Source organism: Spirosoma sp. (genome assembly GCF_026391055.1).
In the GTDB taxonomy this organism is placed as follows: domain Bacteria; phylum Bacteroidota; class Bacteroidia; order Cytophagales; family Spirosomataceae; genus Spirosoma.
This window is the reverse complement of the sequence record NZ_JAPLET010000030.1, coordinates 336,971-353,919: the sequence shown is the minus strand read 5'-3', so window position 1 is coordinate 353,919 and position 16,949 is coordinate 336,971. Positions and strand designations below refer to the sequence as shown.

Here is a 16,949-nt window from a genome sequence, read left to right as displayed (position 1 = left end):
TCTCAATTATCATCGGAAAAGAGCCTTTTTTTGATGCTATAACGTCGGGAACATGAAAAAGGCAGTCTTATTATCGGTGATGGGAACGATACTGACCATTGCTGCTGCACAAGCTCAGATCAAGTGGGGCGACTATTCGCAAAGCTATTCGACTGGTGCAACGGGCAAATCGCGCACTCCTGGTTTGCTGGTCGCTTTGCGTAAAGGCAACGACTGGCTATGGTCGGTACGGGAAACGAGCGTCCATTTTTCGCTTGTAAATGATGCGTCTTTCCGGCGTTTGCGTCCCGACGAAATCATAGCCCGCACTACGTTCGATACGGCCAATGCCCAGTTCTTTGTACCCGGTGTTAGTCCGCAAAATGCCCGCTTGTTTCAGTTTCGGGTTATGGAATATCCCGGTAACCGGGTTCTGGTACCCTGGCGGGGTATCGACCGGTTTACCGATTCCACCCTGATTCGGGCCTCGGGGATGCCTAAAATGGCATACCTCGGCGGTTACCGAACCACCCTCGGCAAGATGCTGATTGTGGATGTAAGGCAGGTAGAACAGGAGCGTATCGTGGCTACCTCGCTGATTGCCTGGGAAGCTGTCAAGCCGGTAGTGACGAATGTGTACACGTCCGAAAATGTTGACCAGTTTCTTAAAAAGTTGCAATATCCCTGGGCAAAAATTAAAGAGCCTACCGGCCAGCAGTCGCCCGTACTTACCGTGCCATCGACCAATACCAACCTTATCTTTGTGCTCAGAGGGCCTATTTTTGCCAAAGATCAAATTCAATATGAGCTAATCCGTAATGGCAGCGTGTATAGCCCCTGGCGGTACAATGAGTATGACAACAGCTTTATCTGGCTCAACCAGTATCCGCCAGGTAGGTATACCCTTAAAATACGGTATTCGGCTCAGCCACAGCATATCGCCGAATACCGTTTCGACGTACAGCCTGCCTGGTACCAAACGAATCTGTTCCGCATAGTCGTCGGCATTTTTGTGGCGGCCATACTGGGTGCCTGCTTGTTCGTCGTCTTGTTCATCTGGCAACGCCGAAAAACCAGGCAGGAGCAAATGAACAGAACCAGGGTACAGCTCGAACTAAAGGCAATTTACGCGCAGCTAAACCCGCACTTTGTGTTCAATGCGCTCAGCTCTATTCAGGGCCTTATCAATAAGCAGGACATTAAAGGTGCCAACAATTACCTGTCAGACTTCGCCCGGTTGCTGAGGGAGTCGCTCAACCACAGCAATAAAGACGAAATTTCGCTTCAGGAAGAATTGCAAACGTTAGACACGTATTTGAAACTGGAGCAACTGCGGTTTAACTTTCAATACAAACTCAGCATCGACCCGGCGGTGAATGCGTATGAAACAAACGTACCGGCGCTGCTTCTGCAACCTTTGGTCGAAAATGCCGTGAAACATGGCGTAGCCTCCTTACAGGAAGAGGGCCGCATTGCTATAAGCGCTAACCGGTCGGCCCACACCCTGATGGTTACCATAGCCGACAACGGGAAAGGCTACACCGAGAGGAAGTCGGGCAGTGGGGTGGGCTTACGGCTTGTGCATGACCGGATCAAGTTGTTGAACGAACTTAACCCGAAACAGCCCATCACCTTTGCCAGCAACAACACCGGCACGGGTACGCACGTTACGCTTACGTTTACAGACTGGTTTTTATGAACGCGAAAGCCCTTTTGATCGACGACGAGCAGCCTAACCTGGACAACCTACGGGCGCTGCTCGATGTGTATTGTCCGCAGGTAACCATTTGTGGCACAGCTCTGAACGCCGAGGTCGGCCAACACTTGTTGTATGCGCACCAGCCCGACCTGCTGTTTCTGGATATACAGATGCCTCAGCAAAGCGGCTTCGATCTGTTACGGAGGCTGCCCGAACACGATTTTGAGGTGATTTTCGTGACGGCCTACGATCAGTATGCCATACAGGCCATGCGGTTTGCGGCAGTCGATTACCTGCTGAAGCCGCTGGATATTAGCGAGTTGCAGGCCGCAGTAGACAGGGCCATTAAACAGCGCCGTCTGAAAGTTCAGAACCAACAGCTCGAAAACCTGCTGAACTTACTGAAAACTGGTCCTGCTAACGAAGCGCAGCGTATTGCCCTGGCAACAGCCAAAGAGACGCGGTTCGTGAAAACAAGCGAGATCATCCGTTGCCAGTCATCAAATAATTACACGACGTTTTATCTGGCCGATGGCGAATCGCTGCTGGTATGCAGACCCATTTATGAGTACGACGATCTGCTGAAAAGCCATGATTTTATACGGTGTCACCAGTCGCATCTGGTCAACAAAGCGTTCATCAGGAGCTGGAAAAAGGAGTTTGGCGACTTTCTGCTGTTGACAGACGGTACCGAAGTGCCCATCGCCCGAGGCAAGAAGGACGAGCTTAAAAAAGCGCTGCGGTTATGATCTGTCCAGGCCTGTAGCAAACACCAGCCCCATTCCGCTACTTACCGGCCAGGTACCGATGCCGGTATTTGAGGGGCGTACACCCTTTGATCTGCTTGAACTGACGGGCAATATTCCGAGTGTCGTTGAGGCCTAAGTCCATCGCAATCTCGAACACCGCCTGATCCGTTTCGAGCAGCTTTTTGGAGAATTTCTCGATGCGTAAATTCTGGATGTACTTGTAGATCGGGTAGCCGATCACCTGCTGGAAACGCATTTCGAGCGACCGTCTCGACAAGGGAACCTGCTTCACCACATCGTCGACCTGTAAGTTCTTTTCGATATTCTGGTGGATGTATTTGAGTGATACGGCAATGTATTCGTCGGGGGTGGCGTAGATGTCGGTCGATTGGCGGGTAATGACCTGCGTGGGTTCAACAACGATGTCGTACCCCTCGGTTATTTCTTTGCGAATCAGTCGATCGAGGAGGTGGGCGGCATCGTAACCGCCTTTCTCGGCATCAAGGGTGATGCTGGACAGGGGCGGGTCGGAAAGTTCGCAGAACATCTCGTCATTGTCGACACCCAGCACGGCCACTTCTTCGGGGATGCGGATACCCGAATGCCGGCAGGCCTCCGTGATGTGCTGCCCCAGCCGGTCGTCGCAGGTCATGATCGCAATGGGTTTGGGTAGCGACGCCAGCCATTCGCTCAGCGAACTAGGCTTGTAATACCACAACTCGCTGGAACGGGCTTTTTCGTGTTCAAAATACGTGACCTGATAACCCGCCCGCGTTACCCGCTCGTCGAATCCTTCGGCCCGCTCCCGCGACCAGACGATGTTTTTGAAGCCGTAAAAGGCAAAGTGCTGGAATCCCTTTTTCAGGAAGTATTCGGCGCCCATCGCCCCTGTTTCGCGATAGGCTCCAGTTATATTGGGTATATCGGTGAAGCGTTCTTTAAAATCCTGTGCAATGACGGGAATGCCCGCCTGTACGATCTTCTCAACACTGACATCATTATACAATTGCCCTACAATGCCGTCGGCTTCCCATTCCCGCGCCCAGTCGAGGATGCCATCAATGCCCATCGTTTCGCGGTGGAAAAGGGGCATCCGGCAAAACACCCACGGGCCGTGTTCCCGCGAATATTTGGTAATGCCTTTCAGCAGACTCTTGCTGTACTCTTCCGAGAAGTCGATCAGTAGAATAATCTTGTGCATAGGAGAGGAATGGTGAAAGAGTGAAAGAGCGGTTCGCTGGTAAGTTTTACCGCTCGTTCATCCGTTCGCTCTTTCGCTCTTTCACTCTTTCACTTTTTAAGTTAATCGTTGAATTACTCACCAGGGGCTTTGCCCAGAAACCGATACTGACAATGTACCCCAGCGTAATCAGCATGAGCAGCATAGCCCAGCGTAACCCCACCAGTTCGGCTACTCCGCCGATGAGGAGCGGAGTCAGTGCGCCCCCGACGATTCCGGTACACAAGATACCTGAAAATGTGCCATGATGATGAGGTACCGAATTAAGGGCGAGCGAAAAAATGATCGACCACATCACCGACGCAAAAAAACCAGTGGCCGGTAAGGCAAAAAGCGCCCACTCTTTGGGGCCAAACAGACCAATGACCAGCGTCAGCATGGCACCGAGCGTGAACGTAATCAGGACTTTCCGGCTGTCGGTGAATTTTAGCAGCACTAGTCCCAGCACACAGCCAACGGTCATCAGTCCCCAGAAATAAGCCACGGCCGTAGCACCCGTTGTGGCCGGGTCGACGCCATGATACAGTTGCAGAAATTTCGACATCCAGTTGGCAATCCCCTGCTCCGTACCGACGTACGCAAAAATACCGGCGAAAAAGAGGAGGACCGTCCGATTACGCAACAACTCCTGGAGCGTGCCGCCCACTTCAATCCGTTCGTCGTCCTGAAGAACAACCGCTGGGAACCGGATCAGGCCCACCACCACGATCATGAGCAGGGTAATGACGGCGAAGACCCAGTACAACGACACCCACTCGAAATGCAGCGGCACCAGCCGGTTGAGTAACTGAATAACAAAAGACGGATCGTCGGTATGCACGGTGCGGACAAAATAGCTGTATAGCAACGGGCTTAAAAACGAAGCCGCCCCCGTAAAAAGCTGCGCCAATACCGAATTGAAGGCAAAGTGCTCTTCGCCACCCGCTACCCGAAGCAACGGGTTGATGGCAACCTGCAACATCGCCATGCCCATGCCAATGGAAAATAACGAGACCAGCGCTACCGAAAAATGGGGAATCAGCGCAAAGAGCAGCGCCCCCAGCAACGCTAGCAGAAAAGCACCCAGCAACACCGGCTTCTCGTGGTATTTCTCCACCAGAATACCCGATGGCATAGACACGCCGTAGGCGACAAAAAAAGCAAACGGAAGAAAACCCGCCAATCCGATACTGAGCTGAAAACTGTCGACTAGATCGGGGATAATCGGCCCGAGAATATTGGTCAGAAAAGAAATGACAAAGAAGATCAACAAAATCAGGACAACCAGCAGGGGGTTTCGTTTCATAGCTTTTAAAAGAGTGAAGGGTGCTTTAGACAAACGCCATATCTCCAGGATATGGCGTTTGTCTAAAGCAAAAACCAGCAGGGTTTATACCAGTTGGCGCACCAGCGCAGCCGCGCCCAGCAGAGCAATGTTCTCGTTTTGTGACTGAAAGATCTGTAGTCGACGGAGCGTTACCGGATACGCAAAGTCGGCCATGCTTTCGTACATCGACGCCCGGAAAAATGGATACGCCTTGGCAATAGAGCCGCCCAGGATAATCACTTCGGGGTCGTAGGTGTAAAGTACTGCTTTGACAGCCACGCCGAAGTGCTTCCCGAAATCAGACCAGAGGTTCAGCGCGTTTTTATCCCCGAGGGTAGCCGACAGACTGGCTTCCAGTGCCGTTGTTCCGTGAATGGACTCGAAGAACTGCGTTGCAGCATACGACTCAATATTTTTGTCGAGGTACGGTAGCAACCCGATTTCGCCCGCCCCGCAGTTACTGCCTGCATACAGCTGGTTGTCAATGATAATGCCCGACCCCAGCCCCGTTCCGATAGACATCCCCACCGCCGACCGGTAGCCTTTAGCCAGCCCAAACTGATGTTCGCCGAGAATGAAGCAGTTTACATCGTTATTCACGAAAACGGGAAGGTCGAACTCTTTTTCCAGAATATCGCGCAGGGCCACTTCCTCCCACGAGGGGATGTTGGCGACATTATAGACAATCCCCCGGTCAATATCGACCACCGATGGCACCCCAATGCCGATGCTGTTTACAGAATTGTCCGCAAAGGGCTGAATAAGCGCGATGAGTTGCGCCAAGGTGGCCGAAAGGGAATCTTTTTGTTCCAGCGCCATACTGCGCTGGCGAACGAGTATACCATTATCGACCAGACCAACGCGCACATTGGTTCCGCCTAAGTCAACTCCGATAGTCATAGAAAGCAGGTTTTGGTTTTAATCTATACGGCTGGTAAGACGCTATAGATTTGTACTGGTAACGACTGCCGACCGGCTCGACCGACCGGCGCTGTCAAAGCTTTTTAACTTCACCGTACCTGTTATGGGCACTGGATTTTTGTACAAGGTCGATTGGCTGGTTGGTTCAGTACCGTCGGTGGTATAACGAATCAGGAGACCGGGTAACTCAACATTAGCCTTGAGCGTTCCCTTGTCGATGAGCGCCCCCGGCGGTGGAAGCCGGTAGGCATACCCTCCGTTGATGCGGGCCAGCCGGGGCAGGTCTTTCTGCGCGAGGGTATTGGCAAACACGTTCCAGCCCTCGCTGATGGCTTTTTCGCGCGCCTGCCGGTTCTCGATGGTTTCCCAGGGGCGCTCCGGTGCCCAGGCACTTTCGGCGAACCCCATCAGTTTGGGCAGCATATAGTACTCCGCCATGTCGCGGCCTTTGACGGTCTCGCTCCAGAGTTGAGCCTCAAGGCCCCGGATGTTTTTCCGGGCTTCGGGCTTCATCCGTTCCAGGCCGGTAAAGTCGAGGGGTTTGCCCATGGCCGTTTTGTAGGTTGTCTTAAACATATCGAACGGGGCAAATGCCCAACTATTGCGGGTGTCGACGTAGCCCGCCCAGTAAAGTCCCGGCTCGCGGGGGTCGTTGGTATAGGCCAGGTCGAAGTAAAAGTTCGATACGTTACACAGTACGACCGGATAACCGGCATTGGCCAGGCGGTTGCCCAGGTCGGGATCGAAGAGGTTATTCCAGATGTAGGGAACGACCTTCTGGCCAACAAAGGCCGGGTTGGGAACATACGCGCCCGCTGCCGATTTGGTGAGGGCGACTTCCTCCCAGCCGTGGACTTCCAGATTACGCTTTTTGAGCCGTTTCAGCAGGTTCTGGAAGAAATAGGCCTGTAAATTTTTCGGGTCGCCGATGGTCGGGTTTTCTCTCAGCAGTTTGGCCGCAATGGGCGATTTTGTCCAGGCACCCTCCGGTACTTCGTCGCCACCGGCGTGCATGACATCCATCGGTACCCCGGCTTCTTTGTACAGTTTGGCAATTTCGTCCACCACTTTTTCGTAGAAATGATAAGTGGATTCCTGCCCAACGCTCACCACATTGTCGGTGTATCCCTGTGCAGACAGATAGACGGATTTATCGTCGGGGTCGATGAGCCGGTACTCGTTTGCTTCGCGCTCTTTCCCTTCTTTCATCAGCCGTTGGTAGCGGGCTTCCATGGCTTTGATGGCGGCTCGCGCGTGCCCCGGGAAATTCAGCTCCGGAATCACCTTGATGTGCCGCTCCTTCGCGTATTTCAGAATTTCGACAAAATCGGCTTTGGTGTAATAGCCGCTGCCGTATTTTCCGTCGGCGTAGGCCTTGGGACCGGAGCCGTAGGCCGGGTGCAGCACTGGCGTTTCCTTGCCGGACGTATGTTGCCGCTGGGCACCCACGTTGGTCAGCTCGGGGAGCCCGTCGATTTCCAGTCGCCAGCCTTCGTCTTCGGTAGTGTAGAACAGGAACTGGTTGACTTTGTAAAAGGCCAGCAGGTCAAGAATACGCAGAATAGTCTCTTTGGTCTGGAAATTCCGGCTGACATCCAGATGCAGCCCCCGAAACGCGAAACGGGGCGCATCCTCAATTTGCGTATATCGGACGGCCATATCGGCGGTGGGCGTCAGATAGGCTTCGGTAGGCAGGAGGGCCAGCAGGCTCTGTATGCCGTAAAATACCCCGGCGGCATCGCTCCCGGTAATGGAAATCCCGTTTCCATCGATACCAAGCCGATACGCTTCGTTGACCGTACCGTTAACGCTGACGCTGCCAGTTTTCAGGAAAATACCCGTTGCCGGTGGCGTTCCCGTCGTGATGGACAGGTCTTTTCCCGTCAGGGCTTTCAGTTTCTGCTTCAGGAAATTCGCTTCGCCTTCGAGTCCTTTTTCGGCATAGATCGGCATGGATGCGGCCAGGGCCAGCGTTTCCGTACCGATAGCCAATTTGACGGGCGAGGGGATGATTTTCTGAAGCTGGTTGGTAGGGAGCAGCGAAACCGACAGGTTGTTTTGGTAGGTGTTCTCGGGGGTATAGCGGGGTTCCAGATCATTGACGCCCCGTAGTGCCTGCTCCTTGCGGGTAAACGGCCGGATGGTGTAGTTGGCAATTTCGGCAACGCTTTCTTCCTTGCCCGATTTGTCGTACAGCACAACGTACAGGCCCAGGGGCGCATCGGTAAGTTTGGTAACGGCTTCGGTGCCTTCATAGCTGATTTCGGTCGAGGCACCCGGTTTGAGCGAAAAGCCTTTGTTCGGGACGAGCGTGTACCAGTCGCCGTTAATGTGCCGAACTGTAGCCAGTTGGGGTGTTTTTGGCGTGATGATCGGGCGGGGAGCCATGTTGAAGAACAACGCCCAATTGGCATCCGTGAGCGTTTGGTCGCTGTTGTTAGTGAGCGTAAAACGGGCTTCGAAGCCGTCTTTCACATTCGTGAAATTACTGACCAGCTCCCAGGAAACCACCAGTTGCCGCCCCGCTCCGCCGTCTGCCGTGGGTGACTGCCGACAGCCGATAATGCCAGCGACGACCAGAAAAACGAGGGCGGCATAAAAACCAATACGCATAAATAGTCAGGTTAAGTAGCCTATATAGTACTCAATTCAGTACTAAAGATACTATTGCTGTATCCGTGCTTTTTTATTTTTAAATGACACCCCAACCGAGCCGCCTGATTTCGCTGGATGCCATGCGTGGATTTACCATTGCCGCCATGATCGTTGCCAATTTTCCGGGGAGTGAGGAGTTCGTGTATTTCACGCTGCGGCACTCCCGCTGGAATGGTCTGTCGTTTACCGATCTCATTGCGCCTTTTTTCCTGTTTATCGTGGGTGTTTCCATTGTGCTGGCCTACGCCCGGAAGCGAGCCGATGGCAGTCCGAAAGGGCCGCTGGTGCAGAAGATCGTCCTTAGGTCGCTGAAGATCTTTGCTGTGGGCATGTTCCTGAACCTGCTGCCCGATTTCGATTTCGCCAACCTGCGCTGGACGGGCACCCTCCACCGAATCGCCATTGTGTTTCTGGTCTGCGCCCTGCTTTTTCTGACCACCAACTGGAAACAGCAGGCGTGGATTGCCGCCCTCACACTACTGGCCTACTGGCTGGGCATGACCCAAATTCCCACGCCGGACGCGGGTGGCGTAGTGCTGGAACCGGGCCAGAATCTAGCCGCCTGGCTCGACCGGCGCTACCTGCCCGGCCGCATGTGGCAGGGCACCTGGGACCCCGAGGGCATCCTCAGCACGTTTCCGTCCATCGTAACGGGCATTCTGGGCATGCTGGCCGGTCGGCTGATGAGTAGCGCCGTCAGCCCCACCGAAAAGGTGTCGTACCTCATGACCACCGGGCTTTTTACGGCGGCTCTGGGCTACTTCTGGGGGCTGGCGTTCCCGGTCAACGAAAAGCTCTGGACGAGTTCGTTCGTGCTGGTAACCGCTGGTTTTGCGGCTCTTGTACTCGGGGCTGTCTATTTTCTGGTCGATGTGTTGGGGTACAAGTCCGGCACGAAACCGGGGGTTATTTTCGGGGCCAACGCCATTGCAGTCTATGTACTCGCCGACCTCTTTGCACTCGTTTTCTACCGGCTTACCGTTGGCGGAAAAGCATTGAATGAGCAGGCCGTAACGGGGCTGACGGCCGCGGGTGTGCCGCCCGAACTCGCCAGTCTGTTGTATGCCCTGCTGTTCGTGGGTATCAATTTCATTCCGGCTTATGCGCTGTACCGGCGGCAGATTTTTATAAAACTTTGAACCGCTGTAGGGTAGGGGCCGCCCCCAATTTTCCTTACGCATGACAACACCCTGATCCTAAACCATCTCCGATACCTTGTAGTACCTCCATGAAAAACCTGCCCATTTTTGATTTGGCCGTAATTGCCGCCTACCTCGTTGCGATGGTGCTGGTGGGCGTTTACTTTTCCCGGAAAAACAAAAACGCCGATCAGTTTACCAAGGCTTCGGGGCTTATTCCGGGCTGGGCGACCGGCTTGTCCATCTACGCGACATTTCTGAGCAGTAACACCTTTCTGGGTGTGCCGGGGAAAGCCTTTGGCGGCAACTGGAATTCATTCGTGTTCAGTCTGTCCATGCCCCTGGCGGCTTACATGGCATCCCGCTTTTTTGTGCCCTTTTATCGGCAAACGGGCGAAATATCGGCCTACACGCACCTCGAACACCGCTTCGGGCCGTGGGCCAGAACCTATGCCGTGGTCTGTTTTCTGCTTACGCAGCTGGCCCGGATGGGCTCCATCTTCCTCGGCATTGCCCTGAGCTTACAGGCGCTAACGGGCTTTTCCATGCAGATGATCATGGTCGTTATGGGCGTTTGCATCATCATTTATACGGTTCTTGGAGGCATGGAGGCCGTTATCTGGACCGAGGTGGTGCAGGCGGTCGTCAAAACCTTTGGTGCGTTGCTGATTCTGTACCTCATCGTGCAGGCCATGCCGGGGGGCGTCACTCACATTGTCGACATTGGGGCTACGCACGATAAATTCAGTCTGGGGACGTTCTCGCCCGATTTTACCCAGTCCTCGTTCTGGGTGGTGCTGCTGTATGGGTTCTTCATCAACCTCAATAATTTCGGGATGGACCAGAATTACATCCAGCGCTACCACACCACGGCCTCGGCCAAAGAAGCGTCCAAATCGCTCTGGCTTTGCGTATGGCTGTATGTTCCGGCGTCGCTGCTCTTTTTCGTGATCGGCTCCTGCCTGTTCGCCTACTATCAGGTCCACCCCGAATTCATCGACGCCATCAAGCAGAAAGTGGCGCTGGACCGGTTGCCCGCTTCGGCATCGGCGGCCGAGGTGTCGCGGCTGGTGACTTCTCTGCAACCCGCCGACTATGGCGATAAAGTGATGCCGCATTTTATGGTGACCAACGTGCCGCCGGGCCTGATGGGACTGATTATTTCCGCCATTCTGTCGGCAGCCATGAGCACCATCAGCTCGGGGATGAACGCATCGGCGACGGTCTTTACCGAAGATATTTACAAACGCTACATCAACCCGAATCCCAGCCCGAAGAAACAGCTGGCACTGTTGCACCTGGCTACGGTGGCGGTTGGGGTGATGGGGCTGGCTGCGGGGCTGGCCATGATTGGGGTAAAAAGTATTCTGGATGCCTGGTGGACGCTTTCGGGTATATTTGCGGCCGGTATGCTGGGTTTGTTCCTGCTGGGGCTGATCAGCCGGCGCACCAGCAGTCACGAAGCCCTGACGGCCACGGTCATCGGCGTGCTGGTCATTCTCTGGATGACCTTTTCCGGCAGCCTCCCCGACGAGTATGGCTACCTGCGTAATCCGCTGCATAGCAACATGATCATCGTGGTGGGCACGCTCACCATTTTTCTGATTGGGGTGCTTCTGACAAAATTAAAAAATGGCCGTTCAACGCCCCGCGAACAGACGGCTGCTCTGGTTAAATGATTGATATGAAAACAGCGACAAAAGGCTTCATTCCGGTGATGCTTACGCCCTTTACCGATTCGGGTGCCATTGATTTCGATGCCCTGACGCGGCTCACCGAATTTTACCTGGAGGCTGGTGCCGCCGGTATGTTTGCCAACTGCCTGTCGAGCGAGATGTTCGAGCTGAGCGAGTCGGAGCGGCTTCAACTCATTCGTCACGTGATCAAGGTGGTGAACGGGGCGGTGCCGGTTGTGGCCACGGGCACGTTTGGCGGGCCGATTGAACAACAGGCCGATTTTGTTAAACAGGTACACGATACCGGCACTGAGGCCGTCATTCTGATAACGGGTTTACTGGCCGACGAAGCCGATTCGGAGGCTGTGTTCAACGAGCACGTTTTTCAGTTGCTGGACCATACGGAAACCATTCCAGTTGGGTTTTATGAGTGCCCCGTTCCTTACAAACGCCTGATCTCCCCGGAAAACCTTAAGCTGTTCGTGGATACCGGTCGGGTCATTTACCACAAAGATACCTGCCTCGATATTCACCAGATCGAAGAGAAACTGCGGCTGGCGTCGCGCCCCGGCTTTGGCCTGTACGACGCCTACATGGCCCATGCCGTAGCGTCGCTGAAGGCCGGTTCGGCGGGACTTTCGTGCATTCAGGGCAACTACTTTCCCGAGCTGATCGTCTGGCTTTGTCAGCATTACGACAACGCCGACCAGCAGGAGAAAGTAGCCCGCGTGCAGCAGTTTCTGATCGACAAGATGGATGTGATGCACCATGTGTACCCCATCACGTCGAAGTACTTTCTGCAGCAGCGCGGGCTCGACCTCTCTACGTTTACCCGCCGAGAGGTAGGCACGTTTACGCCGGAAATTGCCCGACAGATCGACGGCCTACTGGCCGACTATACCCGGTTGCAGGAAGAACTGGCGTAAGCCGGCCTATTCCCAGCCACCACCCAGCGCCCGGTACAGGTCGGTGAGCGACAGGAACTGCGATTGCTTCGTGTTGATGAGGGCCAGTTCCGCTTCCAGTACTGAGCGCTGCGCCGTAATGACTTCCAGGTACGAGGCATAGCCGCTGGAAAAAAGGTCGTTCGACGTGGCAACGGCATTTTCCAGCACATCGACTTCCTGCTCCTGTAGGTCTACTACGGAGCGGAAGTTTTCGACCCCCCGCAAGCTGGTAACGACTTCGCCGAAGCCGGTTACGATAGTTTGCTGGTAGCGGTAAAAAGCTTCCCGGCTCTGGGCTTCGGATTGCCGGAAGTTGGCTTTTACGAAACGTCGGTTAATGACCGGTCCTGCCAGACCACCCAGTATGCCAGCCGCAATGGACGCCGGGTTGAACAGCGACGCGGCTCGGAAGGAGTTCAGCCCCACGTAGGCCGACAGGTTCAGGCTGGGCAAAAACTCCGCCCGTACGGCTTCTACGTCGATATTGGCGGCTGACAGTTCGAGTTCGGCCTGCCGGATATCGGGCCGGCGGGCGAGCATCCGGGAGGGCAGGCCCGTGAGCACCTGACCGGGAAGTGCCCGTTCCTGAAGCGATTTTCCGCGAATAATGGCTTGCGGATACCGGCCCAGTAAGCGGTTCAACTGGTTTTCAGCTTCGATAATCTGCTGCTGAATCTGTTTTTGCCGACTGCGGGTATTCAGCAGTTGGGCCGCAAATTGCTGAACGGCCAGCTCCGTAACCCGACCGGCCTGCTTCTGAATCCGGACCAGATCGAGGGCCCGTTGCTGAAGGGCAATGTTCTTCTGAAGGATCTCCTGCTCGCCGTCCAGCGCCAGCAACGAATAATAGTAACGGGCCACTTCGGCAACCAGGGCCGTTATAACCGCGTGACGCCCTTTTTCGGATGCCAGAAACCGGATGTACGCGGCTTTTTTGCGGTTGCGGAGCTTGCCCCAGATGTCAATTTCCCAGGTAGAGCGGGCACCCAGAAAATAGTCTGGGGTAGGGTTGGGGATCACCAGATTGCCCCGAATATTATCCGACAGGTTCGTGTCGAAGTTACCCACACCATTCAGGGTGGTTTGCCCATACCGATCTAGCCCCGCCGAGCCCACTGCGTTTACCTGCGGAGCCAGAAACCCCCGGCTGTAGTCGAAGGAGGCTCTGGCCAGTTCGATCCGCTGGGTGGCAATGCGCAGATCCAGATTACCGGCCAGGGCCGTGTCGATGAGCTGCACCAGGTTCGTGTCGTCGAAGAACTGTCGCCAGTTCTGGCTGGCAATTCCGACAGAATCCGTACTGCCCACGAACGAAACGGGCGTTTGCCGGGCCTTTGGCGGCTGCATGATACGAGGTACCTGACAGCCGCTCAGCAGGAGCAGGCCGGCTATGAAATAATAACTTATACGGGTTGATTTATGAATGAATGACTTTTCCATTAACGTGAGTTTGGGTGGACACGGGAACGACACCCGCATGGGTTGGCTTGGGGTGATTAGGGGTCGGTTGGTCGTCTTCCGTGTTTTTGGATGCGAAGCGTTCGGCAATTTTGGCGAAGATGACGTACAGTCCCGGTATGATCACCAGTCCGAAAATAGTGCCGGTAAACATGCCGCCAGCCGCTGCCGTACCGATGGAGCGGTTACCCAGCGCCCCGGCCCCGGAGGCCATACAAAGCGGAATCAGACCGGCAATGAAGGCGAAGGACGTCATCAGGATGGGGCGTAGCCGGGATACGGCCCCCTCCAGCGCGGCTTCTATAATGGGCAGCCCTTCTTTCTGACGCTGGTTGGCAAACTCCACGATCAGGATGGCGTTTTTACCCAGCAAGCCAATGAGCATGACCAGCGATACCTGCGCATAGATGTTGTTTTGAAGACCCGCCAGTTGCAGAAAGGCAAACGAGCCAAAGACGCCTGTGGGCAGCGATAAAAGTACTGGCAGGGGCAAAAACAGGCTTTCGTACTGGGCCACCAGCAGCAGGTAGACGAACACCAGGCAGATGGCGAAAATGTAGATCGCCTGATCGCCCGACATTACTTCCTCCCGCGACATCCCCGACCATTCATAGGCGTATCCTTTGGGGAGTTCTTTGGCGGCTACTTCTTCGATGGCCTTGATCACGTCGCCACTACTGTAGCCGGGGGCGGCATCCCCGTTGATCATCGCCGAGGTGTACATGTTGTAGCGCGTAAGCTGCTCCGGCCCGTACACCCGCTCCAGTGTAACAAAGTTGGAGTACGGCACCATTTCGCCCTGATCGTTCTTGACGCGCATACTCAGTACATCTTCGGGTTTGGTCCGGTAGCTGGGAGCGGCCTGCACCATCACTTTGTACATTTGCCCGAACCGGATAAAGTTCGACGCGTAGTAGCTCCCCATCAGGGTTTGCAGTGTGCTCATGGCGTTGTCGATGGATACGCCTTTCTGGGAGGCTTTCTCCTGATCGACGTGCAGCATATACTGCGGGAAGTTGGGGTCAAAACTGGTAAAGGCATCCCCGATTTCGGGGCGTCGTTTCAGGGCGTCGATAAAGTTCCGTGCTACTTTAGCCGTTTTGTTTAGGTCGTCGCTCCGGCCCCGGTCCAGCATCCGCAGCTCAAAACCGCTTGAGTTACCGAAACCCGGCACTGTAGGCGGAGGGAAAAACTGAATGCTGGCATCTGTTATGCCTTTGGTTTTTTCTTCCAGCGTAGCAATCAACTCCTGCATCGACTCTTTCCGCTCTTCCCAGGGCTTGAGATTGATCATGGCCATACCGTAGGAAGCCCCGGCGCCGTCGGTCAGCAGACTGAACCCGGCCAGTGTAGAGACGTTATCGACCGATTCCTGCTGGGAGGCAATCGCTTCGATGGCGTCCAGCACTTTCTCGGTACGGCTCACGGTGGCCCCCACAGGCGTGGTTACGTTTACATACAGCATACCCTGATCCTCGGTGGGAATAAACCCCCCCGGCAGCACAGTGCTGATGCCCCAGGTAGCCAGAACGAACAGTAACAACAGTCCCCATGTAATAATACCCCGGCTCACGACCCGGCGGAGTAGTCTCTGATACCAGCTCGCCAGTGATTCGTAGCCCCGGTTGAATTTGACGAAGAACCGACCCAGTAAACCCGTCTTCTCGCCGTGCATGGGCCGGAGCAGAATGGCGCAAAGGGCGGGGGTGAGCGTGAGGGCGTTGATACCCGAAATGACAATAGCAATGGCCAGGGTGAGTGAAAACTGCCGGTAGAAAATACCCACCGGTCCCGACATAAAGGCAACTGGCACGAACACCGCCGACATCACCAGCGTAATGGCTACAATAGCCCCGGCGATGTCGCTCATAGCGGCAAAGGTGGCGGCTCGGGGTGTAAGATGCTCTTCCTCCATCTTGGCGTGAACGGCCTCCACCACCACAATGGCATTGTCAACTACAATACCGATGGCCAGCACCAGCGCAAACAGGGTGAGCAGATTTATGGAAAAGTCGATGGCACTCATGAAGGCAAACGTACCCACCAGGGCCACCGGCACCGCCAGAGCACAAATGAGTGTTGAGCGCCAGTCCTGTAAAAAGAGGAATACAATGAGGAACACCAGCACGAAGGCTTCGATAAGGGTACGGATCACTTCGTGGATGGACGCATCCAGAAAGCGCGACACATCGTAAGCGTAATTATAGGTCATACCCGCCGGAAACGACGTTTCTTTCAACTCGGCCATGCGCGTTTTTACGTTGGCGATAACGTCGCTGGCGTTGGAACCGGGCCGCTGCTTGAGCATGATAGCCGCCGAGGGGCGACCGTCGTTCTTGGACAGTACGCCGTAATCGAGCGAACCGAATTCGACATCGGCTACATCTTTCAGGCGTAGCAGTGAGCCGTCGGCATTGGCCCGCAGTACGATGTTTTCGTACTGCGCCGGTTCAAAGAATTTCCCCGTATACCGCAGCACATACTGTAGTGATTGCGGTGTCTGGTCGGCACTTTCGCCCGCTTTTCCGGGAGCTGCTTCGACGTTCTGCTTTCGAATACCAGCAATGACTTCGTCGGCCGAAATGTCGTAGGCCGTCATGCGGTCGGGTTTGAGCCACACGCGCATGGAGTAATCCCGGCTGCCCATAATGGCGGCAAAGCCCACCCCGTCGATGCGCTTGAGTTCGGCCAGGACGTTGATATCGGCGAAGTTATAGATGAATTTTTCATCCACCTTCGGGTCGTCGCTCACAATGTTGAGGTACAGCAGCATACTGTTCACCTCTTTTTCGGTCACGACCCCGGCCTTGATCACCTCTTCGGGGAGTTCATCCATCACCGTTGTTACTCGGTTCTGCACGTTGACAGCCGCCAGATCGGGGTCTGTTCCGACCTTAAAAAATACCTGAATCAGGGTGGAGCCGTCATTCCCTGAAATGGAGGTCATGTAAGTCATGTTAGGCACCCCGTTGATGGCGCGTTCGAGCGGAGTAGCTACCGCCTTGACGCATACGTCGGCGCTGGCTCCGGTGTATTTGGTTGTGACCGTTACGGACGGCGGAACGATGTCCGGAAATTGTGTAACGGGCAGACTGGTAAGGGCCAGCACACCCAGCAACACGATCAACACGGAAATAACCGTTGAGAGTAAAGGCCTTTTAATGAAGGTATTGAACATAA

11 protein-coding genes are annotated in these 16,949 nt (G+C 54.8%); 5 read left to right on the top strand and 6 right to left on the bottom strand.

Annotation, left to right across the window (positions count from 1 at the left end; genetic code table 11):
• The first annotated feature begins 52 nt into the window (after nt 1-52).
• Together NT073_RS30530 and NT073_RS30525 are read left to right on the top strand one after the other, a co-directional pair.
• Nucleotides 53-1,678 (top strand): histidine kinase, encoded by a 1,626-nt coding sequence (locus tag NT073_RS30530; protein ID WP_297381731.1) that lies wholly within the window; start codon nt 53-55, stop codon nt 1,676-1,678.
• On the top strand, nt 1,675-2,427 hold the full coding sequence (locus NT073_RS30525; RefSeq protein WP_297381729.1) for a LytTR family DNA-binding domain-containing protein: 753 nt from the start codon (nt 1,675-1,677) through the stop codon (nt 2,425-2,427). Before NT073_RS30530 ends, NT073_RS30525 begins: the two co-directional genes overlap by 4 nt.
• Nucleotides 2,428-2,464: 37 nt before the next feature.
• Here NT073_RS30525 and NT073_RS30520 read toward each other — a convergent pair whose 3' ends face one another.
• The 4 genes from NT073_RS30520 to NT073_RS30505 form a co-directional block, all read right to left on the bottom strand.
• Entirely contained in the window at nt 2,465-3,628 is a 1,164-nt protein-coding gene (locus NT073_RS30520) for a DNA-binding transcriptional regulator (RefSeq protein WP_297381727.1), read from the bottom strand.
• 46 nt (nt 3,629-3,674) lie between these two features.
• On the bottom strand, nt 3,675-4,952 hold the full coding sequence (locus NT073_RS30515) for an MFS transporter (protein ID WP_297381725.1): 1,278 nt from the start codon (nt 4,950-4,952) through the stop codon (nt 3,675-3,677).
• A gap of 84 nt (nt 4,953-5,036) precedes the next feature.
• Nucleotides 5,037-5,873, bottom strand: a complete 837-nt coding sequence (locus tag NT073_RS30510; protein WP_297381723.1) for an ROK family protein — start codon at nt 5,871-5,873, stop codon at nt 5,037-5,039.
• Nucleotides 5,874-5,915: 42 nt separating this feature from the next.
• On the bottom strand, nt 5,916-8,507 hold the full coding sequence (locus NT073_RS30505; protein ID WP_297381721.1) for a family 20 glycosylhydrolase: 2,592 nt from the start codon (nt 8,505-8,507) through the stop codon (nt 5,916-5,918).
• 83 nt (nt 8,508-8,590) lie between these two features.
• On the opposite strand from NT073_RS30505, the gene NT073_RS30500 reads away from it, so the two are divergent.
• The 3 genes from NT073_RS30500 (at nt 8,591) to NT073_RS30490 (ending at nt 12,290) form a co-directional block, all read left to right on the top strand.
• Complete coding sequence (locus NT073_RS30500) at nt 8,591-9,688, top strand: heparan-alpha-glucosaminide N-acetyltransferase domain-containing protein (protein ID WP_297381719.1); 1,098 nt, start codon at nt 8,591-8,593, stop codon at nt 9,686-9,688.
• An 89-nt stretch (nt 9,689-9,777) separates the two neighbouring features.
• A complete protein-coding gene (locus NT073_RS30495) occupies nt 9,778-11,367 on the top strand; it encodes a sodium:solute symporter (RefSeq protein ID WP_297381717.1) in 1,590 nt (529 codons plus the stop codon).
• The gene (locus NT073_RS30490; protein ID WP_297381715.1) at nt 11,364-12,290 is read left to right on the top strand and encodes a dihydrodipicolinate synthase family protein; all 927 of its coding nucleotides are present in this window, start codon (nt 11,364-11,366) and stop codon (nt 12,288-12,290) included. Before NT073_RS30495 ends, NT073_RS30490 begins: the two co-directional genes overlap by 4 nt.
• A 6-nt stretch (nt 12,291-12,296) precedes the next feature.
• Here NT073_RS30490 and NT073_RS30485 read toward each other — a convergent pair whose 3' ends face one another.
• Nucleotides 12,297-13,751, bottom strand: a complete 1,455-nt coding sequence (locus NT073_RS30485) for a TolC family protein (protein WP_297381712.1) — start codon at nt 13,749-13,751, stop codon at nt 12,297-12,299.
• Complete coding sequence (locus NT073_RS30480; RefSeq protein ID WP_297381710.1) at nt 13,729-16,947, bottom strand: efflux RND transporter permease subunit; 3,219 nt, start codon at nt 16,945-16,947, stop codon at nt 13,729-13,731. Before NT073_RS30480 ends, NT073_RS30485 begins: the two co-directional genes overlap by 23 nt.
• Nucleotides 16,948-16,949: the final 2 nt, after the last annotated feature.